Source organism: Bacillus sp. FSL K6-0069, assembly GCF_038007785.1.
GTDB classification, from domain to species: domain Bacteria; phylum Bacillota; class Bacilli; order Bacillales; family Bacillaceae_G; genus Bacillus_A; species Bacillus_A mobilis.
Genome location: NZ_JBBOXN010000001.1, coordinates 992,067 through 1,015,861, shown reverse-complemented (window position 1 = coordinate 1,015,861; position 23,795 = coordinate 992,067). Strand labels below are relative to the sequence as shown.

The 23,795-nt window shown below is 33.0% G+C and carries 25 protein-coding genes, 1 pseudogene and 1 riboswitch; of the genes and pseudogenes, 8 read left to right on the top strand and 18 right to left on the bottom strand.

The window, feature by feature from the left end; genetic code table 11:
• Positions 1–32: 32 nt before the first annotated feature.
• The 5 genes from MHB74_RS05185 to MHB74_RS05165 form a co-directional block, all read right to left on the bottom strand.
• Entirely contained in the window at positions 33–1,175 is a 1,143-nt protein-coding gene (locus MHB74_RS05185; RefSeq protein WP_061678680.1) for a fused response regulator/phosphatase, read from the bottom strand.
• 164 nt (positions 1,176–1,339) lie between these two features.
• Positions 1,340–1,780, bottom strand: coding sequence for a ferritin-like domain-containing protein (locus MHB74_RS05180; protein ID WP_061678679.1), 441 nt, complete (start codon positions 1,778–1,780; stop codon positions 1,340–1,342).
• A 69-nt stretch (positions 1,781–1,849) separates the two neighbouring features.
• Positions 1,850–2,626, bottom strand: a complete 777-nt coding sequence (gene sigB, locus MHB74_RS05175; protein WP_061678678.1) for an RNA polymerase sigma factor SigB — start codon at positions 2,624–2,626, stop codon at positions 1,850–1,852.
• The gene (gene rsbW, locus MHB74_RS05170; RefSeq protein ID WP_061678677.1) at positions 2,589–3,071 is read right to left on the bottom strand and encodes an anti-sigma B factor RsbW; all 483 of its coding nucleotides are present in this window, start codon (positions 3,069–3,071) and stop codon (positions 2,589–2,591) included. Before rsbW ends, sigB begins: the two co-directional genes overlap by 38 nt.
• A gap of 6 nt (positions 3,072–3,077) precedes the next feature.
• Positions 3,078–3,416 (bottom strand): STAS domain-containing protein, encoded by a 339-nt coding sequence (locus MHB74_RS05165; protein ID WP_061678676.1) that lies wholly within the window; start codon positions 3,414–3,416, stop codon positions 3,078–3,080.
• Between the two features lie 196 nt (positions 3,417–3,612).
• Between MHB74_RS05165 and MHB74_RS05160 the strand changes: the two genes are divergently transcribed.
• Positions 3,613–3,813 carry a hypothetical protein gene (locus MHB74_RS05160; RefSeq protein ID WP_061678675.1) on the top strand — a complete coding sequence of 67 codons (201 nt, stop codon included), beginning with the start codon at positions 3,613–3,615 and terminating at the stop codon, positions 3,811–3,813.
• 182 nt (positions 3,814–3,995) lie between these two features.
• On the opposite strand, the gene MHB74_RS05155 is transcribed toward MHB74_RS05160, so the two are convergent.
• From MHB74_RS05155 to MHB74_RS05145, 3 genes are all read right to left on the bottom strand, one after another.
• Complete coding sequence (locus MHB74_RS05155) at positions 3,996–4,247, bottom strand: GlsB/YeaQ/YmgE family stress response membrane protein (RefSeq protein ID WP_000522903.1); 252 nt, start codon at positions 4,245–4,247, stop codon at positions 3,996–3,998.
• 75 nt (positions 4,248–4,322) lie between these two features.
• On the bottom strand, positions 4,323–4,523 hold the full coding sequence (locus MHB74_RS05150; protein ID WP_061678674.1) for a CsbD family protein: 201 nt from the start codon (positions 4,521–4,523) through the stop codon (positions 4,323–4,325).
• Positions 4,524–4,558: 35 nt separating this feature from the next.
• Positions 4,559–4,948, bottom strand: coding sequence for a general stress protein (locus MHB74_RS05145; protein WP_061678673.1), 390 nt, complete (start codon positions 4,946–4,948; stop codon positions 4,559–4,561).
• 192 nt (positions 4,949–5,140) lie between these two features.
• Here MHB74_RS05145 and MHB74_RS05140 point away from each other — a divergent pair, with 192 nt between their 5' ends.
• Positions 5,141–5,608 carry an LptM family lipoprotein gene (locus MHB74_RS05140; protein ID WP_061678672.1) on the top strand — a complete coding sequence of 156 codons (468 nt, stop codon included), beginning with the start codon at positions 5,141–5,143 and terminating at the stop codon, positions 5,606–5,608.
• Positions 5,609–5,871: 263 nt separating this feature from the next.
• Here the strand turns inward: MHB74_RS05140 and MHB74_RS05135 are convergent, their stop codons facing one another.
• The 3 genes from MHB74_RS05135 to MHB74_RS05125 form a co-directional block, all read right to left on the bottom strand.
• Positions 5,872–6,483, bottom strand: coding sequence for a DUF2812 domain-containing protein (locus MHB74_RS05135; protein ID WP_061678671.1), 612 nt, complete (start codon positions 6,481–6,483; stop codon positions 5,872–5,874).
• 14 nt (positions 6,484–6,497) lie between these two features.
• Positions 6,498–6,812: a PadR family transcriptional regulator gene (locus MHB74_RS05130; protein WP_001078066.1), complete on the bottom strand. Its 315-nt coding sequence runs from the start codon at positions 6,810–6,812 to the stop codon at positions 6,498–6,500.
• Positions 6,813–6,952: 140 nt separating this feature from the next.
• Positions 6,953–8,689 (bottom strand): S-layer homology domain-containing protein, encoded by a 1,737-nt coding sequence (locus MHB74_RS05125; RefSeq protein WP_061678670.1) that lies wholly within the window; start codon positions 8,687–8,689, stop codon positions 6,953–6,955.
• Between the two features lie 287 nt (positions 8,690–8,976).
• Here MHB74_RS05125 and MHB74_RS05120 point away from each other — a divergent pair, with 287 nt between their 5' ends.
• From MHB74_RS05120 to MHB74_RS05110, 3 genes are all read left to right on the top strand, one after another.
• Positions 8,977–9,183, top strand: a complete 207-nt coding sequence (locus tag MHB74_RS05120) for a hypothetical protein (protein ID WP_061678669.1) — start codon at positions 8,977–8,979, stop codon at positions 9,181–9,183.
• Between the two features lie 350 nt (positions 9,184–9,533).
• Positions 9,534–9,977, top strand: coding sequence for a hypothetical protein (locus tag MHB74_RS05115; protein ID WP_061139925.1), 444 nt, complete (start codon positions 9,534–9,536; stop codon positions 9,975–9,977).
• A gap of 94 nt (positions 9,978–10,071) precedes the next feature.
• Positions 10,072–10,713 (top strand): DUF3885 domain-containing protein, encoded by a 642-nt coding sequence (locus MHB74_RS05110; RefSeq protein ID WP_061678668.1) that lies wholly within the window; start codon positions 10,072–10,074, stop codon positions 10,711–10,713.
• Between the two features lie 726 nt (positions 10,714–11,439).
• Here the strand turns inward: MHB74_RS05110 and MHB74_RS05105 are convergent.
• The 3 genes from MHB74_RS05105 to MHB74_RS05095 form a co-directional block, all read right to left on the bottom strand.
• The gene (locus MHB74_RS05105; protein WP_170957612.1) at positions 11,440–11,580 is read right to left on the bottom strand and encodes a hypothetical protein; all 141 of its coding nucleotides are present in this window, start codon (positions 11,578–11,580) and stop codon (positions 11,440–11,442) included.
• A gap of 535 nt (positions 11,581–12,115) precedes the next feature.
• Entirely contained in the window at positions 12,116–13,072 is a 957-nt protein-coding gene (locus tag MHB74_RS05100) for an ATP-grasp domain-containing protein (protein WP_061680504.1), read from the bottom strand.
• Complete coding sequence (locus MHB74_RS05095) at positions 13,065–14,123, bottom strand: LLM class flavin-dependent oxidoreductase (RefSeq protein ID WP_061680503.1); 1,059 nt, start codon at positions 14,121–14,123, stop codon at positions 13,065–13,067. The genes MHB74_RS05100 and MHB74_RS05095 overlap by 8 nt, the downstream gene beginning before the upstream one ends.
• An 82-nt stretch (positions 14,124–14,205) precedes the next feature.
• Positions 14,206–14,312, bottom strand: a riboswitch (SAM riboswitch).
• A 231-nt stretch (positions 14,313–14,543) separates the two neighbouring features.
• Between MHB74_RS05095 and MHB74_RS05090 the strand changes: the two genes are divergently transcribed.
• Positions 14,544–14,750 carry a hypothetical protein gene (locus MHB74_RS05090; RefSeq protein WP_000792082.1) on the top strand — a complete coding sequence of 69 codons (207 nt, stop codon included), beginning with the start codon at positions 14,544–14,546 and terminating at the stop codon, positions 14,748–14,750.
• A gap of 254 nt (positions 14,751–15,004) precedes the next feature.
• Here the strand turns inward: MHB74_RS05090 and MHB74_RS05085 are convergent, their stop codons facing one another.
• A complete protein-coding gene (locus MHB74_RS05085) occupies positions 15,005–15,142 on the bottom strand; it encodes a Phr family secreted Rap phosphatase inhibitor (protein ID WP_000821340.1) in 138 nt (45 codons plus the stop codon).
• Positions 15,143–15,759: 617 nt separating this feature from the next.
• Positions 15,760–16,041, bottom strand: a complete 282-nt coding sequence (locus tag MHB74_RS05080) for an LCI fold-containing protein (RefSeq protein ID WP_061680502.1) — start codon at positions 16,039–16,041, stop codon at positions 15,760–15,762.
• Between the two features lie 403 nt (positions 16,042–16,444).
• Here MHB74_RS05080 and MHB74_RS05075 point away from each other — a divergent pair, with 403 nt between their 5' ends.
• Positions 16,445–16,555 carry a YjcZ family sporulation protein gene (locus tag MHB74_RS05075; RefSeq protein WP_000540371.1) on the top strand — a complete coding sequence of 37 codons (111 nt, stop codon included), beginning with the start codon at positions 16,445–16,447 and terminating at the stop codon, positions 16,553–16,555.
• A 636-nt stretch (positions 16,556–17,191) separates the two neighbouring features.
• On the opposite strand, the gene MHB74_RS05070 is transcribed toward MHB74_RS05075, so the two are convergent.
• Both MHB74_RS05070 and MHB74_RS05065 read right to left on the bottom strand, forming a co-directional pair.
• Positions 17,192–21,352, bottom strand: coding sequence for a Cna B-type domain-containing protein (locus MHB74_RS05070; RefSeq protein ID WP_340843955.1), 4,161 nt, complete (start codon positions 21,350–21,352; stop codon positions 17,192–17,194).
• A 326-nt stretch (positions 21,353–21,678) separates the two neighbouring features.
• A pseudogene (locus MHB74_RS05065) lies at positions 21,679–22,034 on the bottom strand (DDE-type integrase/transposase/recombinase); the annotation flags it as partial.
• A gap of 452 nt (positions 22,035–22,486) precedes the next feature.
• Here MHB74_RS05065 and MHB74_RS05060 point away from each other — a divergent pair.
• Entirely contained in the window at positions 22,487–23,716 is a 1,230-nt protein-coding gene (locus MHB74_RS05060; protein ID WP_061680362.1) for a helix-turn-helix domain-containing protein, read from the top strand.
• Positions 23,717–23,795: the final 79 nt, after the last annotated feature.

The window sequence follows — 23,795 nt, the reverse complement described above, 5'->3', positions numbered from 1 at the left end:
ATGAAATCCTCTGTTTGGATTTCATACGCTTTTTATTTCGCATTCGTTTGTATCATAATGAGGCACATATCATCTGATTGTGCTTTCTTCTGTTCTTCCTTATAAAACCCTGCTATCTCTTCTTCTAAATCTCCCCATTTTCTTTCTGTAAAAGCACATAATTTCTCTTCAGACTCAAATTCATCATGTGCAATTGCTTCAAGAACACCATCTGTAAACAATACGATTTGAGCGTTCTTCTCAAAAGATATAACTGTCTTTTCAACTTTTATTTCATCAAAAAATCCTACCGCACAACTCCCGCGATTTAGTTCCACTACATTCTCTTCATCAACTAAAACATATCCAGCAGGATGTCCTGCATTTACATATTCAATGGTTCTTTTTTCTGTATCAACTACTAAGTATATCGCTGTAAAATAATATGGAATATTGTCATTCTCATTATGTAAAAGAGTCATATATTTATTTAAGTCTTTAATGACAAGTTCCGGATCGATTAAACATTTAATCGTTTCACGTAATACAGACGAAATAAACATACAAACTAATGAAGCAGATATACCATGTCCCATCACATCTAATAATATAATACCGTAGCGGTTTTCATCGATTTTATACCAATAATACATATCTCCAGCTAGTTTGAATGAAGGTAAGTAACTTGCTTCAATTTTTATATGATCTTCTCGTAATGGGCTACTTAATAAGTTTCTTTGTACTTGTGTAGCTAAATCTAGTTCATTACGAAGGTTTTCTTCTTGTTCTTTATGCCAATTTAATTCCGATTTCAAGCGTAATGCTACACGCATACGCGCTAACAATTCAACTTTATTTATCGGTTTCGTAATATAATCCATTGCGCCTATATCAAGCGCTTCAGCTAATTTATTCGCGTCTTCTAAAGCTGTTACAAAAATAATAGGAATATCTTTAAACTTCTCCTCGTTTTGTAATCGCCTACAAACTTCAAGTCCATCAATTTCAGGCATCATAATATCTAATAGTATTAAATCAATTTCATTATGCCTGGAAGAATCTTTTCCAAAATGGATGTATTCGAAAAGCTCTTGTGCAGAATTAAGCGATACAAGATCCTGATATCCGGCTTGTTTTAAAATTTTTTCAATTACAAAGATGTTAACCGGATTATCATCGACAATTAAAATGGACACAAGTTATTTCCCCTTTTCTTATTTAAAATGTAAATCGATTATCATTTTCTATTTTTCTAGTATTGCATACTCAGTTACAAAATGAAAATTTCCTACTCAAACATATTTATACAGCAAAAGAACAAACCCCCTAGAAATGAGAGTTTGTTCTTTCACTCTATAAATTAATTTAACACCATTGCTTTGTCACTTAAAAGACGATCTAATTCTTCCATATGATTTGTTTCATCTGCGATCATATCTTCTAACTTTACAACTAACTCTGTCATATTTAATTTCGCTGCCTGTTCTTTTCTCGTTTCATAGCGCTTAATTGTTTCATATTCTGATTGTCTAGCTTCTTCTAACATTTCTCTAACATCTTCTACTTGTTTCACTGGTAAAGGGATCGTAGTAGGTGTACCACCTAACGTCTTAATTTTCTCCGCTAAATATAGGGCATGTCCTTGTTCATCACTAATTTCAGATTCAAAGAAAGGTTTTAAAACTTGTCTATATATACCAGAAACTGTAGCTGCATTATGGTTATACATAATAATTGCCGAGTATTCTCCTGCTAAATCTTCATTCAATCCTTCGATTAGTTCTTTCACATCGTGTGACATTTTAATATCTCCTCCTATACTTAATAACTACCCCTTTTCTCATGTTTTAAACATCATTATTTAAAATTTTTATGTATCTAAAAATGCCGCTTGCTTCAATTTACTTATCGCTTGTCTTTTAATACGAGAAACGTGCATTTGTGAAATACCTAACCGTTCCCCTGTATCCTTTTGATTTAAATTTTCTCCAAATATATAATGAATAACACTCTTTTCCGTATCATTTAATACGTTAAAAATATCCTTTAAAACGAGACGCCTTTCTGTCTCTTCATATCCTTGCTCTACTTCACCTACAGATTCAATTCTCGCTACCGAACTTCCATCAGATGAATTTTCGACTACATCATCTAAAGAAGATACTCTATAATTATTTTTCGCATCCATAATTTCTAGCACTTCCTCTTCGGATAGTCCTAAATGATCCGCAATCTCTATAATCTTAGGTGAACGCTGCAAACGATCTGTTAGCTCCTCTATCGCAAGTTTAATCTTCCCGCCTAAATCTTTAATTCGCCTTGGAACATGAATGCCCCAAGTTTTATCACGTAAATACTTCTTTATTTCTCCTACTATCGTAGGTATTGCAAACGGCTCAAAAGCATTTCCTATCGAATAATCATACCTTCTTATTGCGCCTAAGAGCCCTAACATCCCTACTTGTATAATATCCTCATGCATCGGTCCACCTTTTGAATAGCGATATGCAATGGAATGTACGAGATTTTTATAGTGATTAACTAATCTTTCCTGTGCTTCATCACATTGGTTTTGTTGGAAGTCTGCAATTAGTTTAATAACATCTTCTTTAGCAAGATTTGTAGGTTGAGATTGGATTTCCATCATTCTCCACCTGCTCTCTTTGTATATATTTTGTCATTAAAACTGTCATGCCCTCATCATGCATAATTTGTATATCATCCATTAACGTATTGATTAAATATAAACCTAAACCATTTTCCGGCAAATGTTCTACTGGTTTATTAATATCATACGGACCAACTTTCCTTTTTAAAGTGCTGAAATCAAAGCTAACCCCATTATCCGCGACCATAATTTCTAATCGATCTTCATATAAACCAAAGACAATTGTAATTTCTCCAACGTCTTCTTTATATGCATGTTGCACAATGTTTGTACAAGCTTCACTAATAGCAATTTTCATATCTTCTATATCGTCATAAGCAAAGCCCATTCGATTCGCAACACCAGCCATTGTTAGACGAATAATAGCCACATATTCTGCCTTTGCAGGAATTTTCATTTCTATCTTTTCAAATTTCTCCATCATCCCTAGTCACCTTCTTTCTACTTTTTCAAAATCGGAATTCAAATTTAATATTTCTGTTAACCCTGTAATATCAAATAATCTTTTTAACCTTTTAGATACACCAATAAATTCTAGTTTGCCATCATTTTTCTTAATTGCTTTTAATAGAGCTATAAACACACCTAAACCTGTACTATCCATATACTCTACCTCATTAAAATCTACTACAATATAAACCTCTTTTTCGCTTGCAATAGGCATGATCTTATTTTTTAAATCTGATGCCGTATACGCATCAATCTCACCATTAAGTTGTACTGTATAACCTAAATCATTTTGCAAAATATTTACTGCCAAATTCATCATTTCCGCCCCCTTATCTCAAACTATTACTATTTAATTACCCATAAAAATTAGTTTTAAACATATTTTTTAATTTTAATTATAAATAAATTTTCTATATCTTTCTCAGCTTAACACTTAAAAAATACTACAAAATGTTTAAACCTTGTAAATTTGTGTATGTATAATGTATAAACATTATTTTTAGGGGGATCTATCTATGGAAGAGCACAACTTTAAAAAGGGAGATTTCGTTCAATTTTCTTATCGACACGATCATGCTACAAAATTAGTTGGTTCCATTATTAACATACTAACGAATACAATTGTAGTTGATATAGGTAATGATGAGGACTTATCTCATATAGAACCAAGGCAAGTTGTAAGAATAAATAATTGTAAAAAGGTATCGATGGTTTAATACATAATAGAAAGTATAATTTTAATGAGTGGGGGGTTCTTCATCCTCCACTCATTCCTATGCAGATTACATAAAGAAAGCATCCAAATTAGTTTAATTGGATGCTTTTTTATGTATATTTATCAGTTCATTCACTTTATAGCTATATATAATAAACTTAAGATTACCATTCATTCTCATACTTACGCTTTCCGCAGCATTCTAGAAAAGAATGTAACGATTAAAATAAAGACGATTGCACCTAATAACGCTGGAAGAACGAAAATGCCTCCCCATTCAGGACCCCAGTGACCAAATAACGCACTACCTACCCAAGATCCGATTAATCCAGCAATCACATTACCAACTATACCTAAAGGGAAGTCTTTTCCTGTAATCATTCCAGCTAACGCACCAATAAGTCCACCTACAATACACGTAATAATAAGTCCCACAATTAAACCTCCTATATTCGTTTTATATTGGATTCATCAAGCTTTGGTATGTAACCAAAGCTTGATGAACATGTATTATTCTTTATGATCCAACCCATCACTTATCTTTTGTTTCACTTTTCCGACTTTTTCTTTTATCGTTCCTTTTGTCTTCTCCCACTTCCCTTCATTTTTCAGCTCTCTATCATCTGTAACTTCACCAATTCCTTCTTTTACTTGTCCCTTTGTCTTTTCAACCTTACCCGTAATTTGTTCTTTTAGCCCGCTCTCACTCATATTTACAATCTCCTTTTCGTAATAGATTTATAGATTTAAAGAGTATACATGCATCTTCTTTCTTGTAACCATTCACCGACTCTTTCTAAATCCTTAACGAATAACAAGATTTTTCCTTCATCCAGTTTTTCTTCATAAAAGTTAGCTTCTTCCTCATTAAGCCCTAACTCTTGCATCTTATTTCTTAACTGATCTCCCGTTTTTTGAAAGACGTTAATAATGCTTGTCCCAAGTCCCTCCTCTTTTATCCCAATTGTATTCACATCTGCATTGTCTGCGATTCTATCTGTCCTTTCTTTCTCATGTGTTAATACGTAAATATCCTTTTGGTCTATTCCTTTCTTCACTAGATCATTCGCCGCATTCATGACCTCTTTCTCCGTAATAAATTCATATACAAAAGGTTTACTATACTTCGTTTCCATCTTTAACTTCCTCCTTTAAAATGAATTATTTGTTATATTATATGTAGTACACCCATTTTCGAAATGTTAAACATAAAATATGAAAAAAGTTATGTGAATTTTTTCTATCCTAAAACTAGTAGAATAAATCTACTTACAATAACTACCTAAATCAACAGAAAATTGTTATAATTAAACATAAGGAGGGATACTATGAAAAAAATCATATCTATATGCGCTCTAACCGCTCTATCTTTCGCTTTAATAGGCTGTGCAAGTACCTCAGCTACAGACAAATCTCCACAAACTAAACAAGAACAGAAACAAAATGCCTTTCAATTAAACTCCGCAAATATTACAGATATCGAAATACTTAGCACAAAAAATAACAACGTTTCAAAATCTCAAACAGATAACGAAGAAATGATACAATCAATCGTTTCAGCAGTTCAAAAAGGCACTCCTAAATCAATTACATTAGATCAAAAAAAGAGAGAGTCTGTGCATTCTACTATTACCGTTACATATAAAGATGACGCGAAAGAAGAGTTTCTTGTATGGGCTGATAATAAGGAGCAAATTACGATTGCTAAAGATGAGAAGAAAGATAAAGTTGAAGGTGTGACAGTGAACATGAAAGATGCGAAAATGATGAAGGATTTCTTTAAGAAGACATCTTAGAATATACCTTTTCTTTATACATGAAAAAAGGGCCCGCCTATTTCCGTAGGCGGGCCTTATCTTTATTACACAATAAGAAAGTATACTCTCTTTTCCTTTGAATTTTTATGTAATTATACATATTTACAACAATGCATGTAGTAAATTCTAAATTGTAGGCATGCTCTATAAAACATCCTTTTCCTTTACCCATTTTAAAAAGATACCATTTACAAACTCAAAAAAATCCCCACAAAGCGTCAGCTTTAAAGAGATCCCTTCTATCATCTTCTCTCTTCATACAACCGATTTGCTTTATACGAGCAAACTAAATACATAACAATTGCAGCAGGGATAAACAAACATGCAAAGCCTCTCATCAATGCAAATGGCGTTTCAAATAAGAATGACCATAGAAATGATACACCTTGCTTATCCCATAGTCCTGGCGTCAAATATAGTTCTTTCGGATTTACAAGTGCTCCTAAATGAATCGTGTCATTAAACATAAATAGGAATACTATCGGCAAATAACAGATCGCTAATTCTAAAAATGTTTTAGATAGACGTTTATACTTCCCCGCTCGTGACATTTGATCTGAGAAAATGTCATCTTCACTTTCTTCATTTATCTTTTTAAAATAGTACGTACCTGTCCACCGATTACCAGCTATATGCTCCCATCCACTATCTTCAAATAGCGTGCAGTAATTAATAAATTCACTTTTTCTACTAAATACTCTATGGTCTATTCTAATCGTCGCATCTTCCGGCTCTGTATATCTAAATGTATAACCGAATGTATTGCTCTCTAGTTGATAGCCTTTCAAAGCCATCTCTTCTAACCATTTTTCCTCTTTCTCAAAGTCTAAAAAGAATTTCAATCTCCACATCATCGTTTTCCCCCTAACTATACGTGTAATAAACTCTTTGTAACCTCAATAATGTGCTGCATTCTCATAAAGTCTAAGTGCAATACTTCTTTCCCGCGTTCCGTAATGACATACACTTTTCTTCGTTTATCTTCACTTTTTACCGATTCTATTAACCCTTGTTTTAATAAATTTTCAACCGCACCATACAATGTACCCGCTGCGATTTTCACTTGATGATTACTCAGTTCCTCCACCTTTTGCATAATTAAATATCCATGAGCTGGCTCTAATAACGCTAAAAGAACGTAATACGTTGTTTCCGTTAATGGTAAATTTTTATCTCTATTCATAAAGACCTCCAATGTAACGATAAATATATAGCTAAACTATATAGTTAAACTGTATAGTTTGATTTTATACAGTTAGACTATATATGTCAAATTAAGTTAAAAAAACAACCTAGATCCAACATGGAATCTAGGTTGCTTTTTTACATAAACGTAATCGTCACTAAAGAATATCCTTCTTTCGCATTATACGGTTCAGCTTTATAAGAAACACGGCTTGCTCCTTGCGGATAACCGATTTCTCCAATTACTTTTTTCACATCTTGCAATGCACCATCCATTGATTGTTTATAGAGAATTTCAATCTTTGGTGACTTTTCGTTATAACGTTGCTGCATTTTATTTTTGAATTCATTATAGTTATTTGCGATGTATTCATTTCCTAAATAATTTAACTTTGTATCTTTTAAAATTTGCTGATATGCAGGGATCTTCGTACCTCCTGCCGCAATTTTATTTGTTAATGTACTATAATAATTTGTTGTAGCTTGCGGATAGTCCCCGCGGTTCCACTCATGATTTCTTGCGATTTGCTCATCTGATAAGTTGAAATAAGAATACGTTACGCGGCCTTGTTCATCTGGAACTGGATCATCGAATGTTGTATCAAGGTGATACCATTTGTTTTCGATTTTCACTAAGTTCCAAGCGTGAGGCTGACCGTCTCCAGTTCCTACTACAAAATGATTCTCAATTCCAGCTTCTTTTAATAATTGATAGGTTAATAGTGCGTAACCTTGGCAAACCGCAGAACGATTTACGAGTGCTTCATATGCTGTATAAGCTTTATAAGACGTATCATAAGAAATATGCTTTACGACATAATCATGAATCGCCTTCACTTTTTCGTGGTCATCCATTCCAACTTGCGTAATTGAAGAAACAATCGCCTTTGCTTGCTTCATTACATATTCCGTTTGTTCCTTCGTTTCACGGTATGTAATCTTTAACGTAAACGTATAATTACCAGGTGATCCAGAAAGTCCATATGAAACGTTCGATCTATTATTATTTGTATACTCATTTTTACTTGCCACTTCTTTATAAGCGTTAAAAAGTGTATTCATCACTTCTTTTGTATTACTATTTTTCGTTTTATATGGAAGTGTAATATTCGTTTCATACGCATTAATACGCTTTTGCACTTCATCTTTGAATGCCGCTAATAATGCTGCATCTCCTGTATCTTGCACCGCAACTTCAGGTTGTTTATATTTCAAAGTATTATATAAAAACTGCGCATATTGTTCACGTTTTACCGTACTAGTTGGTTCAAATTTCCCTTCGCCTGTACCAGAAGCAATCCCGTTTGATTGCACCGCACTAATTGCATTTTCACCCCAATAACCGCTTGGAACATCATTAAATGTATGCTTTTGTTTCGCAGAAAGATGGAAAGCGTTTGTTAGAATTTGTGCCATTTCTGCACGATTCACAGGATCTTTCGGTCTAAAATTCCCTTTCTCATCCCCTTTAAATACCCCTGCATTCGTTAACATTAAAATTTCCTCAGGAAACATCGTAGAGTTTTGATTAATATCGCCATAAGGATTATTAAACTTAGATCCGTCCTTTAATACATAAAGAGCATTATTGCTACTAAACGTTCCACCTTGTTTATTCGGAAGCATAACCCGGTACACTAAAGCTGCAACTTGCTCCCTCGTTGCAACATCTCCAAAACCAAATATCCCATTTCCATAACCGGAAATAATATTTTTACTCGCTAAATCTTTAATCGCCGAATATGACCAATGCGATGTAGGCACATCAGAAAAAACAACCGCCTCAGCAGCTCTCACATCACTGCCATTTGTATACAGTAAAGCACCACCAATAAGTGATAATGATGTAATTGATTTTAATAGTTTTGTGTACATAATTCCTTCTCCCAATTCGTTCTCTATTTATGTTATTTTTTGTCGAAAAATCTAAAATAATATGACAAAACATATTATACAATTAAAACTTTTTGAGGGATACACTAATTTTTGAAATATGCAAAAACTCATATTAGTATATTTTTCCGTATTAATATTATGTTGTTTTACTTACGAATATATAAAGGGGTCTTATCATCTCGAAAACATCATTTATAACCAATTTGCTTTACTTCTATCTTAAAAACACAGCAAAATAAATATCAATCAAATGAGGTTTTAGTAGCATGAAAAATAAACGATACGAGAATTGTGGTTCTACTACATTTAAAGAAGAAAGGGTTGGGTCTGCTTATCATGCATATGTTTGTGAAAATGATTCTAGTAGGTTCTTTTCAGAAGGGAAACGTTCTAAGCTATTAACCACATCCTGTTTAGAATGCGGTGAGGTAAAATCATTCAGAGTTGAAAAACCAGATACATTCAAAGAATAAAATGTATTCGAGGAACGAAAATGTGTGCTAATTTGTAAAAAAAGAGCTAACTTTTCCGAATAATTAACTGTAGAGTAAGAACAATTTCATTTTGGGAGGAATACAAAACCTTAGGTTGGTTGGCATGTATGGTGAAGCCAAGTATAAGAAAAAGATAATTCCCCCCTACTAAAGGTAAGGTTTAAAACTTAAAGTTTTCTGAACATTCATAATCATAAACTTGGTTAAATTTACAATTATTTACATGTTGATCATAACAAAAAAATACATAGATAACTAGACTTGCAATTAAATTCTATTAAAATTAATATTTGGATATATAGTAAAAAAAGTAATTGGAGGGAATACAAATGAAAAAATTTATCAAATCTATACTTATGGCTTCAGTTTTATCATTAGGTATTACGTCATTAGCCCCTACGAAAGGATATGCTGATGAATATAATTACACTAATGAAGTAGAACTAACTTATGAAGAAGTTATGGCAAATATTGATCCGAATGAAGTTGAAGTTGTTCAAGATCATGTAATGTACCTAGCACCGGTAATTCCAGCGATTGTTTTGGCAATATTACGAATAGTACCTGCTGCTATAAGATTAGGCCAACAATCTGTAAATCTATCGAAATTTACAATTAAAACTGCTGGAAGATTAAAAGATCCTAAATCAGGTTGGATGATTGTTAGAGACCGAGGTAATAATCCTCACGGTGGAAGCTTTTACAAATTATTAAATAAAGCAGGGAAAAGAATAGCGACTTTAGATAAAAATGGAAAAATTCTTAGAGATTAATTATTTTAGAAAAAGTAGGTAATCTGGAGGTTACCTGCTTTCTCCCTATTACTATGTTTTATTATAGAAATATAGAATGAAATGAGGTGCAAATATGCTACTAAAAGATTATATGAATGAACATTTCCCTAAATTGGAGTTAAAACCGTCGTTGTTTTATAATTGGAAGATTGGAATTAGATTCGAGTTAGGTATAAATTATGAAGTAAAACATGCCTATGCAAAAAGTCCATATTTACTAAAGGTATACGAAAGAGCAGTTAGTTTATTTAATGCCTTACATGCTCCTGAAGATGAAATTATTATTGTATCTAATATAGATGATTTTGGAAATAAATCAGTTTTCAAACATAAACTAAAAGTATTTTCTCCTTATATTAAAACTAAAAAAGTTTTGTATAAATTAAATGGGATAACAGTCCCTTATCTTTTTCCGGAAGATGATGAGGAAGGTAAATATAAAACACATAGGTTTGTTCTTACATGTAAAGTATCTGATATTAAATATGCAACAATGATAAAAGCAATTTGTAATCAAGATATGGGAATAAAACCGAAGATTCTTCATGATGTCTTTTTTATAAATATCAAAAAAGGTACTATTTTTCATATTTACGATGATAGAGGCGCGGATTTAATAGCGGCTTCAATTGATTCTATCCAAGGTATTTATGAAAAATATAATAATTGGATTCTAGATTACGATAGAGAAAAAATAGACTGCATTTTTAAATAAAATACCTTATTAGAGGTCACTATACATGCCCATGTTGTTGAGCTAATTTCTCCCACAACAAATACTAGCAATGATAGAAACAAGTAATGTGTATTTTTCGTTTAGGGGTATCTTAAAATCTTAGCTTGACGGGCATGGGGTACTGTCACAACGCTATCAAGCTAATAAAAAGAAATGCCCAAAATGAAAAATACGCTATTCTTTCTGTAGAATCATAGGAAAGATGTTGTTTTTGTATGTCTATTTCTGTATCTAATGAATTACAACTATTTGCTCAAGAAGTACCACATCAAAATCTGTATATTCTCTTCTCCTCGGGCTATTGATAAAGAAAAGGCATTCTTATGAATGCCTTTTCTCTCTTATATACGCTCTTCTGAATTTAGTTTACGATAAACCACTGGACATTTAATTATGAAAAAGTACCAATAACAAAAAAAGTTAAAAATAATGATACATAAAACGTTTATCGTGTGTTTTAAAATATAACGTAATACACAGTAAAGTGACCAGTAAAAAAACTGCTGTAGACACCATAAACATCAATGTTTTTTAATTCCTCATTACTTAATACTGCTAAATTAGGCATTTCTTTATTTAATACTGAATTAAGAATAATATATACTATTCTTAATTCATTTATATTACGTTTAATTAATATTTATTTTATATTGATACACCTTTTGAAAAAATTCTTTTTTCTTGATTAAATAAAATTTTTTCACTTTAAAATACAGCAGAACCCACCCACTTACCTACAATGTAACCAATATAAATAAGCAGAGCTCCTGTTAAGATATAAAAACAAGATTTAAAATACATACTCCTTTCAATCGCATCACCAATTTTATGAAACATGTTTGACATAAAGAAAACACCACCTTTTTATAATTATTAGAGTAAAACACACAGAGATATTATCAGAAAATAACTAATTAACACAACACTTATTGGAATAATAATAATAATAATAACAGTGTTAGCGAAAAATTAAAATTTATGAAATGAATTACTTTGGAGTTAATATTTAGAATTCAAAAGGTTTATTAGGTAAAAAACACTTTATATTACCACTAATTATTTCTATTTAATAAAGTGAAACTTTAATCAGTGGGGGTTTTGTTCCTCCCCCACTGATTATTAGTTGAACCAATCGGACGTTTACGGACAGTTGATCTCCCACCTAACTTCTTTGCTCCAACTGAATTTTGAGGTGGGAGTTTTACTGTCCGTTAACGCGGGATAAATCAATTTAAGACATGAACTTTTAGCGAAAAGAATTTGGGACTATTTTGCTCCGCAAAGATCACTTCAAACGCATGCACACCTGAATCTGGATAGCCTAAACTTAGTCATACGACCACGATTACTGTAACAAAGGTTTTCACTAGAAACGTATATCTTATTTAACTGACTCTACTTGTTTCTCTAATTCTCTTCCAAGGAATGTGGCAAGTTCAAGCATACCAAATTGATTCGCTACAGACTCTGCGTCAGAATTATAGTTTGTGTTCGTATTAATATCATACGTATAAATTGTTCCATCCGCACTGCGAATAAATTCAATACCAGCAACAGTTATTTCATTTTCTTTCAAAAATTCTTTGTATTGTTCAATAATTGGCTCGTGGAAGTCTGATATAATTTCAAATTTTGTTGGCGCTTCTGTCTTACTCTCTTCTCCCACTGGGCAAAAAGCATCTTGAATCGAACATGCATCTGCTGGACAAAGCTCAAACCCTTCTGATGTATCTACTTTAACTGCATATACAAACTGACCGCCTACAAACTCACAACGTGTAATATATGGCTCTGGCGCTTCAATATATTGCTGGATTAAAGTAATTCCATCAATGGGCTCTTCAAACGCCGGACTATCCAAATATTGTTCTAAAGCATCAATGGAATGAAACAGTTGAACACCAAGGCCTTTACCTGCACGGTTATGCTTTGTAATGAATGGTACTTCCCCTAACACTTTTGCTGCTTTTACTATATGATCACGGCCCACAGCACCAATTGTTTTCGGCACTTGTATCCCAAATTTTCTTAATGCTGCGTATTGATTCAATTTACTTACTTCAAGACGTAATGCACGTGATCCATTAAATACTGTGCGCCCGTATCCCTCTAGCCAAGCAAGAACACCTTCAGTTAATTCAGGTGCATATCGATGCCCTCTCGTATGTGAAGAAGCACTCATACGGCTATAAAATACACCTTTTGGAGGTTCTTGTTCTAATGAAAGTGTTCCTTCATTTAAAAGCCATTCCTCATACGGTAACTCCAGTTCTTCCAGCCTTTTCACTAAATGATCCGTCCATTCCTTATTCTCATGTAATATGTAAATTTTACTCATTTGTAATCAATTCCTTTCTTTTCACTTCAACTAATGGCATCACTTTTTCAGAAAATCGTTTCATCTCTTCAAGCTGTGGCGAAAATTGTAAAAGTAATAACGTCACACCCACTTTTTCAAAAGCAAGTATCCTTTCTGCAATTTGTTCTGGTGTTCCGATTAAATTAGGACGTAACCCGCGATTCGATACGGAATAATCATTGAGCTTCACTTGCTGTTCCAACTGCGATTTACTCACAAAATCTTGGTAACCCGCATAACCTAACGCATCGTCTTTCACATCCGTTATGCGTCTCCATTCTTCTAATGCCTCTTCTTCTGTATCACGACAAATAACGTAAGCGGCAAGCCCGAATGACTGTAATGGCTCCTCTGTAACTTTCTTTCTACGATTCTTCATATCTTCTATTTTCACAGATACTTCTTCCACTGTTCCACCGTGCATTACATATGCATCCGCGTGATTTACAATGACCTCTTTTCCTCGCTCACTCTCACCACCTGCATAAAGCTTAATGCCTTGTTTTTGCACAGGTTTTGGACTTAAATTTGTATGCTGAATCTCATAAAAGTTCCCTTTATAAGAAAACTCGTCTTCCTTCCAAAGCCCCTTCAAAACTGTTACAAATTCCTCTGTACGATCATATCTTTCATCGTGCGCGGTAAATACTCCGCCGTACTGTTTCGCTTCTTCTTCCCACCATGCTGAAACTACATTTAATGTAAAACGACCATTACTTAATTGATCGATATTCGCTGCCATTTTCGCTGTAACTGCTGGATTGTGGAATCCAGGTCTTACAGCTGTCATAATCTCTAATTTATCTGTCACTGCTGCAAGTGCTGCTGCAGTTGTCCACGCCTCTAAACTTGGTGCTGAAACACCTTTTATATCATTTAAATTTAATTCTGCAATCAGTGTTGTTGAAAAACCTAATTGTTCTGCTGCTTGCGCTGTTTGTTTTGCATACTCAAACGTAGGCGGCATAGATTCATCATCTACATTTCGAAGCCATCCCCCAAAAATCGGTAACCAAAAACCGTACTCCACTACCTATTCCCCCTTTATCTTTTAGCCATAAAAAAAGCTACTCTTATCGAAATAAGAGTAGCCTTCTTGACTAAGTGAACCGCTCTTATCTTTCAGGTGTTTTTTCACCTGCAGGATTTGGCACCTTTCGTCTAAAACGAGGTTGCCGAAGTTTCATAGGGCCTGTCCCTCCACTTCTCAACATAAGAATTGTTTGATTTTTATTTATTATAATCATCAGAATAATAAAAATCAATATTTTAATACTTATTTTTCCGATATACATTAAATGATATATAAAAAATCATATTGTTATAGGGGTATTATGTTGTTTTACTTACGAATATATAAAGGGCTATGTTGTATCATGTCGAAAACATCATGTATAACCAAGTTGCTTTACTTCTATCTTAAAAATACAGCAAAAGAGGTGTTCGTAGCATGAAAAATAAACGATGCGAGAATTGTGGTTCTACTACATTTAAAGAAGGAAGAGTTGGATTTGCTTATCATGCATATGTTTGTGAAGATGATTCTAGTAGGCTCTTTTCAGTGGGAAAACGTTCCAAACTATTAACTACATTTTGTTTAGAGTGCGGTGAGGTGAAATCATTTAGAGTGGAGAAGCCGGAGATATTTGAAGAATAAAATACTAGAATCGAGATGTCCTTCATGTGGAAAAAACCTAATTTTCTTGATAGATGTGGTTGTAGTTAATACAAATACCATTCCGGTGGAGGCTCTTTTTTTAAGTCAGGAATAAGCTTTTACTGCGGTACATATGAACATAAAACATCTGATTATAAAATAAAAAAAACGCTCATTTGAGCGTTTCATCTATATACCTAATAATTACTTTTTCTTCACTTTGATCTAATAACTCTTTATACTTCAATATTCCATCAGCCCCACGGCTCTCCATGCGTATATTGTATAACGTTTGTTGTATTAACCTTTGATTGGTCTGTTGGAGCATTTACTCCATTTAATAGTATGACCGTAATTATTAATCCAATTGAACTGCTTATGATTCTTTTCATTTTAAAGCCCCTTTTCTTTTTTCTCGATGATCGATATTACTTAACATGTAAAAAAGATTTTGATAGGAGTTCAATACATATTATTAAAATTAGGATGGTTCAAGTCGGAGGAAGGCACCTTTGGGTGTCTTTTCTTTATTTCTCAATATAAAAACTTTAAGAATATGCTATTATTTTGATACAAATTCCCTTTTGTGCAATGAGATAGCAATACCAAATTATGCTCTCATTTTTTTATAAACTTTATGCAATTATACATAGTTATAATAATTACACAAAATAAATATTACATGTAGTAAAATATAAATTGTGGATACATTCTATAAAGCAGATTCTTTTGAAAGGCGTAACATATCAATCATTGCAGAAGGTGTGGCGTCACTCTAATACTGATCTCAAATCTCTTGTATTTTGTAAACTAACAATCTGGTGTATATAGATGATTCTGTTTTATAGGATGTGTTTACATGTATAACAAAGGGATAATACGGATAGGTTTATATTAAATGAGCGTGGTTCAAGTCGGAGAAAGGCACCTTTAGGTGTCTTTTTTTATGGAGGATCAGTTTAAAAACTAAAAATAAAAGAACCTCAATAAATGAGGTTCAAAAAATCTACTATTTTAAATTACCTTCGTAAAAAGCAACTCCATTTTGAACATGTTTTAAATACCACGTAATCGTTCCACCACAAACATTTTCATTAAAACTATTAGCATATACTCCATTTGAGTAATAAAGAGTTCTTTTGAATTTACCATTAGAATACTCATAAGGAATTGAGCATGTTGCTTGCTTCGGAGAGCTCACATCTTTTTGTATATCAGCTGAAGCTGCCCCAATTCCTCCTGTTAATGCAATACCAGTTGCCAATAGCCCTACTACTAATTTCTTAAACATAATAAATCCCCCTTTAATAGTTTTTATAGCTTACAACTCAACTGTATCACTTTTGTAAATTATGTAAATATCTTGAATATGTAGAAATATTTATTTAACTTTTGGTAATATTGGGATTTTATTTTATCAAATAGAAAATAGAGGGAGTTAGAAAAGTATGTAACAATGCATAATAAATCAATCGGATATTATGATATACTCACAAAGAGCTGATACAAAATTTCTTTAGATTGGAAAACTAAAGTCTTATCTACCTAACAGGAAGGCGCCTAATGGCGTCTTTTCTATATTTTCAAAAGGACCTGCTCAATTCATTCTTTAAAACATAAGGTAAAGTGAACCCGTTAAAATCCATGGAATGAACCCTAGTTTTACCCTTTTATCTAAAGGAGGCACTATTGTTATGGGATATGGTGGTAGTTGCGGCGAAGGCTGCGGTTTCGCTGGAGGATTTGCTTTACTAGTTGTATTATTTATTCTATTAATCATTATCGGATGTAGTTGTTTCTGCTAAAAAACTATTAGAAAAGGTACCTATATATAGGTACCTTTTCTTTATGTGCCTTATTCATTATCTGGTTCCAAACTTTTAACTACATTTTTTTTTAGAATGAGGTGAAATCATTTAGAGTGGAGAAGCAGGAGTTATTTGAAGAATAAAATATATAGAAGACATTTTTAACAAATTCCATTACTATTTTCACCAAACTCATCCATTGAATTAACCGTTTTATTTCATTGATATAATTACATTTGAATCGTTATACAAGAGCAAAAATCAAGTACGAAAGAACACTGCAGAAACTGATATTTTCCCTATTTCTTTTTTTCTATATACAAGTCGTAAAAACAGAAACAGCTAAAAGTCCTCGTTGAATTGTTAAAGCAAACAATCCTGTAATTCAATATTATAAAACCATCAACTAAGATAGTGAATGTATTTACCCTATTACATTTCACATGTTGCTCTTAAAATACAAATTTTTCATCGTGATTTTATAAAAAACGCCTTCCATTTAAACACGAAATAATTAAGACAAAAATAAAAGGCATGCTCCCGGTAAAATACCGAGTCCATGCCTAAGAAGTTTTCTAATAAACTAACTATAACAATCTACAGCTTAAATTACAGTGAATAATCTAAATTTCTTTATTGTTTGATTCGTTGTCGAGCGAATAGAATTCCCCCTAAACCGAATAATACCATACCTACAAGAATTGAAATACTTTCTGTAGATGTTCCTCCTGTGTTAGGAAGTAATGTCGGCTTATCATTTTCTGTAATAGGCGGGGCTTTTGAATCGCTATTTTTTTCTGTATTTGCATTTTGATCTGTGCTTGGATCTTTCGGATCTGTACTTGGATTTTTTGGATCTGTGCTTGGATCTTTCGGATCTGTGCTTGGATCTTTCGGATCTGTACTTGGATCTTTCGGATCTGTACTTGGATCTTTTGGATCTGTGCTTGGATCTTTTGGATCTGTGCTTGGATCTTTTGGATCTGTGCTTGGATCTTTTGGATCTGTATGTTGTTCGTCCTTGATTTTTGTATTTGTGATGTCATAACCATTCACTTCGGATTTATATCCCGCTACTGGTTGTTCTTTCACTTCATACTTATAAGCTAATCCGTTCGCATCATACACTTGTAGTTTTTCAAACGTGTACTTCCAGTTTGTTCCCACGCTTACTTCTTTCGTTTCAATAACTTTTCCATTCTGTAATAAGTCTACTTTGATGGATGCTGGGCGATCTATTGCATCGTTATCATTCCATACTTTCTTACCACTTACTTCTGTTGTTTCTGTATTCTTGTACGTGTTCGTAATCGTTGTTCCTTCTACTTTTGTTTCATAGTCTTTCACTTTTACTTCATCTACTGTGTACTCGTACTCTTTTCCTTGTTCATCGTACTTCGGTAGATCTTTAAAGCTAAAGTTCCAGTTTCCTTCTTTATCTGCTTTTACTTCTCCTGTTTTAAATTCTGTTCCATTTTGAAGCAATTGTACCTTAATGCTTTCTGGACGTGTGTTGAATTTATTGTCGTAGTCTTCCCATACTTTCTTACCATTTACTTCTGTTGTTTCTGTATTTTTGTACGTGTTCGTAATCGTCGTTCCTTCTACTTTTGTTTCATAGTCTTTCACTTTTACTTCACTTACTGTGTACTCAAACTCTTTTCCTTGGCCATCATACTTCGGTAAATCTTTAAAGCTGAATGTCCAGTTTCCTTCTTTATCTGCTTCCACCTTTGTATCTTGTATTACTTTATCACCTTGAAGCAATTGTACCTTGATGCTTCCTGGACGTGTGTTGAATTTATTGTCGTAGTCTTCCCATACTTTCTTACCACTTACTTCTGTTGTTTCTGTGTTTTTGTACGTGTTCGTGATTGTTGTTCCTTCTACTTTTGTCTCGTAGCCGTCAACTTTTACTTCACTTACTGTGTATTTAATTTCGTTTCCTTGTCCATCATACTTCGGTAGATCTTTGAAGCTGAAGTTCCAATTACCTTCTTTATCTGCTTCCACCTTTGTATCTTGTATTACTTTATCACCTTGAAGCAATTGTACTTTGATGCTTCCTGGACGTGTGTTGAATTTATTGTCGTAGTCTTCCCATACTTTCTTACCACTTACTTCTGTTGTTTCTGTATTCTTGTAAATATTCGTAATCGTCGTTCCTTCTACTTTTGTTTCATAGTCTTTCACTTTTACTTCATCTACTGTGTACTCGTACTCTTTTCCTTGTTCATCGTACTTCGGTAGATCTTTGAAACTGAACGTCCAGTTGCCTTTTTCATCTGCTTTCACTTCTTGCGTTTTAAACTCTGTTCCATTTTGAAACAGTTGAACCTTGATACTTCCTGGGCGTGTACCAAACTTATTGTCGTAGTCTTCCCATACTTTCTTACCACTTACTTCTGTTGTTTCTGTATTCTTGTAAATATTCGTAATCGTCGTTCCTTCTACTTTTGTTTCATAGTCTTTCACTTTTACTTCATCTACTGTGTACTCGTACTCTTTTCCTTGTTCATCGTACTTCGGTAGATCTTTGAAACTGAACGTCCAGTTGCCTTTTTCATCTGCTTTCACTTCTTGCGTTTTAAACTCTGTTCCATTTTGAAACAGTTGAACCTTGATACTTCCTGGGCGTGTACCAAACTTATTGTCGTAGTCTTCCCATACTTTCTTACCACTTACTTCTGTTGTTTCTGTATTCTTGTAAATATTCGTAATCGTCGTTCCTTCTACTTTTGTTTCATAGTCTTTCACTTTTACTTCATCTACTGTGTACTCGTACTCTTTTCCTTGTTCATCGTACTTCGGTAGATCTTTGAAACTGAACGTCCAGTTGCCTTTTTCATCTGCTTTCACTTCTTGCGTTTTAAACTCTGTTCCATTTTGAAGCAGTTGAACCTTGATACTTCCTGGGCGTGTACCAAACTTATTGTCGTAGTCTTCCCATACTTTCTTACCATTTACTTCTGTTGTTTCTGTATTCTTGTAAATATTCGTAATCGTCGTTCCTTCTACTTTTGTTTCATAGTCTTTCACTTTTACTTCATCTACTGTGTACTCGTACTCTTTTCCTTGGCCATCGTACTTCGGTAAATCTTTAAAGCTAAATGTCCAGTTTCCTTCTTTATCTGCTTTCACTTCTTGCGTTTTAAACTCTGTTCCATTTTGAAGCAGTTGAACCTTGATACTTCCTGGGCGTGTACCAAACTTATTGTCGTAGTCTTCCCATACTTTCTTACCATTTACTTCTGTTGTTTCTGTATTCTTGTAAGTATTCGTAATCGTCGTTCCTTCTACTTTTGTTTCATAGTCTTTCACTTTTACTTCACTTACTGTGTACTCGTACTCTTTTCCTTGGCCATCGTACTTCGGTAAATCTTTAAAGCTAAATGTCCAGTTTCCTTCTTTATCTGCTTTTACTTCTTCTGTTTTAAATTCTGTTCCATTTTGAAGCAATTGAACCTTGATGCTTTCTGGGCGTTTGCCAAACTTGTTATTATTGTCATTCCAAATCTTCGTTCCTGAAACAGATGTAGTTTTCACGTTGTTGGAAATTGGCAACTCGATCCCATTTTCAGCGTCTGATTTTATTTCAAACTCTACTTTTTTCTTAGGATCAAAGTCAATATAGTCTGGGGCTGAAACCTCTTGAACATAATATTTACCTGGTGGTAATTGCTCAGTTTGAACTAACCCTTTTTCATTTGTTTTATATTCGCCACCAACTTGTTCCCCTGATTCTTTATACAACTTAAACGAAACATTTTGGATTGCCTTTTCTTTATTTCCTTCGATATGTTTAAAAATCCTTAGCTTTCCTTTTGGAACTTGAACGCCATTAATACCACCACTAGCTGACATATTTTGAGTTTTGGCAGTACCCGATTCAAACACTGAGTCTTTGTGTAAAATTTGATAATCGATCGTATAATCATTCTTAAAGTCCTCTTGAGACATTCCTGCTTCCGTTATAGTAGATGTATATTCAACTATAAAAGCGGCAAGACGTGCTCGACTCTGATTAAGCACAATTTTAAATGAGTTATCGTCATTAAAGGTAACCTTTCCATAACCTTTACTTTCTAATTGTTGCGGCGTTAATCTTTGCTTACCTAGATAATCATCAACCGTTATATAGAAACTATTTTCATTAAAGATTTGACCTTCTTGTAATTTATCAGTCACGATAATATCACGACTTAACTCTTTTTTATCGTTATTTATATTCAAGAACCAGCGTACTTCACCCTCGTTACCGCGCATGTCACCAGCTTTATAAAAAAATGGTTTCTCCCCTGTACTACCGCCACCTTTTGGGCCTGTAATTGTTATATGTTGCTTATCTACATTTGTACCAAGATTTGTATCAATTTCTTTCTTTTGATCAGTTCCTACACCAGTAGCTGTCACATTAAAATTTAAATAACCTTGAATATCTTTATATTCAGCGACCTTATCATTAAATGTGCAGACTACAGTACCTTGATTTACTTTACAAATACCGTAATCCCTTAACTGAATCGTTCCCTTAAATCCTTCTAATTCTGGAGGTAGTGTTAATGTAAGTGTGTCTCCAGGATTCAACCTAACTCCATTTTTTTCACTGAAGTTTACAGATACATTTGTTGATTCTCCGGTCTGTAAGTTTGTTTTACCTATCGTAAAATTATCCACAAGTCCCGTTGTATTTAACTCTTGTGCATTTGCTACTATAGGCAGTAAGCTCTGACCTATAGTAAACATAAAAATCATTATAATCGAAAAAATTGAAATTATCCTTTTTGAATTCATACGTTCACTCCTGTGAATTTTTAATATAGATACATCCTATACCGGTATAATAATTATTCTATTACTCTATGTTATTAATATTCATTGCCTAATTCACAATAGATACTACCTTCTCTTTTTGAATCGTTCTATTGCTTAGATAAAGCAACACTTTCATCCATGAAAGTCTTCTTTACCTCTCCCATAGTTCTCAATGTCTTTGCATCTTAAAAGGGTTCTGGTGTAAAAGATGATAAACTAAGAGGAATCACCTGTTAAGCAGTTAATCCAAACAGTTAGTTGATACAAATACCCTGATTTTGGACAGACTAGTCCTGCAAATCAATTTTTTCTCTCTTCAACTGTTTGATCGCAATTGGATGAACGGGGTTCTTATCAACCATGATGATACGAGGTTTTGAGACATGAAAAGACCGCAAGGATTTCTTGAAGAATCGCTTTGCAACCTTATGATTTCTAGATTTATTCAAATAAAAACCAATCGTGTTTCCTTCAGAATCAATGGTACGATACACATACATCCATTGTCCTTGGACTTGATATATATGCTTCGTTCACTCTCCATGAGTTTATTTGTTTGTTTGAAATGAAGTCGAATTCCTTTTATCAAACTCCGGCCCATATTGATGTATTGTATAATAGTTGTATAAGCCAAGAATCCCCCTCGTTTCTCCATCATTTTCATATAATTCAAAGTTTTGCAACAGAACCCAATATACCGCTAAAAACTAATATGAAGTTTAGAAATAATCCTAAGATTTTTTTCAAATCCATACCGTTTGATGGGTAATTAAATTATTATGTAACATCTCTCCCCTCTTCACTTCAGAAATATAATACAAATTAATTTTCCTTGGTTACTAAAACTAAAGTATTTTTTTATTTCTAGACAAGAAAAATTTAATAATTAGTATCTTTAATCTGCCTCCTCTCTCAATATGTAAATACTAATTCTTAAATAAACAATATATGATTTCCATAAAAAAATATGGTAAAATTTTGTCGCGAATTGTAATATTTAGTTCTTTTATGGTATTATTTTGTCTTGAATTGCACCTTACCAAAATTAATTTATGAATCTATACAGTAATTATGTGAAAGTTCATCATTTAATCTAATTAAAAGGAGAAAACAATGAATAATTCCATCGACGTACAATACTTGTGTGATCTCGTACATAACACTTTTAATGTACCTGTTCACATTTTATGTACAGACAAAAAAATTTTATATCATTCTACTCATAATGATGTTTGTAGTCCTTTTTATTCTTCTAAAGAAGAACATCTTATTGAGATTTATCAAGAAAATGATCCCTACAACTTACCACTTTTCAGGAGTAACAGTTACCTTGAAAACTTCGTCCTAATTCATATAGAAAATCATGATTATATAAAAGGAACTATTATAATCGGTCCCACTAAATATCCACAGACATCGAGTGATATAGCCATTAAACTTCAGAAAGAGTTTAACTCAAATGATAAGATTCAAGAAGGAATAGCCTATTTTCAGTACCTACCTAAAATTACAAAAACTACTTTAATTGATATGGGAATGTTATTACATTACATGATTTTCAATGAAAAGTTAGATAAGGGTATTGTTTTAGAAAAAAACAAATTACTAGAGGAAGTTCCATATAAAATTGTAAAACCTGATTTATATATTTTAAAACGCAAACAAAGTAATCCTGAAAATCATGTCATGGCATTTGTACATAAATATTTTTCAACAATTAAACACGGAAATAAAAAAGAATTATTACAATATATGTATGCATTTCCACAAGAAGATAGTGGATTTGTTTTAACAGAGGATTCACTCAGAAACCAAAAAATCCTTGGAGTTATTGCGATTACCCTAGCTACTCAATATGCGATAGCTGGTAACCTTCCATCAGATATTGCTTTTTCTCTTAATCTTTTGTATATACAAACCATGGAACAACTAGATAACGTGGACTCTGTAAAGCGATTGTCAGGAGATGCTTTACGTACTTTTGCAGATCGTGTGAAAGAATACAATGCGCAAAAGTATTCAAATACAATTATTAAATGTTTAAATCATATTAGTAAAAATGCTTACGATGAGTTATCTCTCAATGAACTTGCTAATCATTTGGATATTACTCCTACTTATTTATCTAAATTATTTAAAAAAGAAATGGGGATTCCTTTAAGTGAATATATTCAAAAGGAACGAATAGAGGAAGCCAAAAAATTATTAACACTCACTACATCTCCATTATCAGATGTTTGTGCTTGGCTTAACTTTAATGACCAAAGTTATTTTACAAAGGTTTTCAAAAAATATACTAACATGACCCCTAAACAGTATCGTGAACAATATACCGTAATATAAGCTTGATATATGGTTCTGTTGCAAAAATTATAAATTTCTTAACAATAACAAAAGTAGAAAATAACCAAACTACTTTAAA

Bases quoted from the DNA above. Each gene is read 5' to 3' on its own strand.
- MHB74_RS05090 (WP_000792082.1), top strand. From the start codon at position 14,544: ATGAAAAATAAACGATGCGAGAATTGTGGTTCTACTACATTTAAAGAA.
- MHB74_RS05180 (WP_061678679.1), bottom strand. From the start codon at position 1,780: ATGTCACACGATGTGAAAGAACTAATCGAAGGATTGAATGAAGATTTA.
- MHB74_RS05130 (WP_001078066.1), bottom strand. From the start codon at position 6,812: ATGAATAGAGATAAAAATTTACCATTAACGGAAACAACGTATTACGTT.
- MHB74_RS05060 (WP_061680362.1), top strand. From the start codon at position 22,487: ATGAATAATTCCATCGACGTACAATACTTGTGTGATCTCGTACATAAC.
- MHB74_RS05125 (WP_061678670.1), bottom strand. From the start codon at position 8,689: ATGTACACAAAACTATTAAAATCAATTACATCATTATCACTTATTGGT.
- MHB74_RS05140 (WP_061678672.1), top strand. From the start codon at position 5,141: ATGAAAAAAATCATATCTATATGCGCTCTAACCGCTCTATCTTTCGCT.
- MHB74_RS05110 (WP_061678668.1), top strand. From the start codon at position 10,072: ATGCTACTAAAAGATTATATGAATGAACATTTCCCTAAATTGGAGTTA.
- MHB74_RS05105 (WP_170957612.1), bottom strand. From the start codon at position 11,580: ATGTCAAACATGTTTCATAAAATTGGTGATGCGATTGAAAGGAGTATG.
- MHB74_RS05085 (WP_000821340.1), bottom strand. From the start codon at position 15,142: ATGAAAAGAATCATAAGCAGTTCAATTGGATTAATAATTACGGTCATA.
- MHB74_RS05115 (WP_061139925.1), top strand. From the start codon at position 9,534: ATGAAAAAATTTATCAAATCTATACTTATGGCTTCAGTTTTATCATTA.
- MHB74_RS05070 (WP_340843955.1), bottom strand. From the start codon at position 21,352: ATGAATTCAAAAAGGATAATTTCAATTTTTTCGATTATAATGATTTTT.
- MHB74_RS05150 (WP_061678674.1), bottom strand. From the start codon at position 4,523: ATGAGTGAGAGCGGGCTAAAAGAACAAATTACGGGTAAGGTTGAAAAG.
- rsbW (WP_061678677.1), bottom strand. From the start codon at position 3,071: ATGATGGAGAAATTTGAAAAGATAGAAATGAAAATTCCTGCAAAGGCA.
- MHB74_RS05080 (WP_061680502.1), bottom strand. From the start codon at position 16,041: ATGTTTAAGAAATTAGTAGTAGGGCTATTGGCAACTGGTATTGCATTA.
- sigB (WP_061678678.1), bottom strand. From the start codon at position 2,626: ATGATGGAAATCCAATCTCAACCTACAAATCTTGCTAAAGAAGATGTT.
- MHB74_RS05165 (WP_061678676.1), bottom strand. From the start codon at position 3,416: ATGATGAATTTGGCAGTAAATATTTTGCAAAATGATTTAGGTTATACA.
- MHB74_RS05120 (WP_061678669.1), top strand. From the start codon at position 8,977: ATGAAAAATAAACGATACGAGAATTGTGGTTCTACTACATTTAAAGAA.
- MHB74_RS05100 (WP_061680504.1), bottom strand. From the start codon at position 13,072: ATGAGTAAAATTTACATATTACATGAGAATAAGGAATGGACGGATCAT.
- MHB74_RS05075 (WP_000540371.1), top strand. From the start codon at position 16,445: ATGGGATATGGTGGTAGTTGCGGCGAAGGCTGCGGTTTCGCTGGAGGA.
- MHB74_RS05160 (WP_061678675.1), top strand. From the start codon at position 3,613: ATGGAAGAGCACAACTTTAAAAAGGGAGATTTCGTTCAATTTTCTTAT.
- MHB74_RS05145 (WP_061678673.1), bottom strand. From the start codon at position 4,948: ATGGAAACGAAGTATAGTAAACCTTTTGTATATGAATTTATTACGGAG.
- MHB74_RS05135 (WP_061678671.1), bottom strand. From the start codon at position 6,483: ATGATGTGGAGATTGAAATTCTTTTTAGACTTTGAGAAAGAGGAAAAA.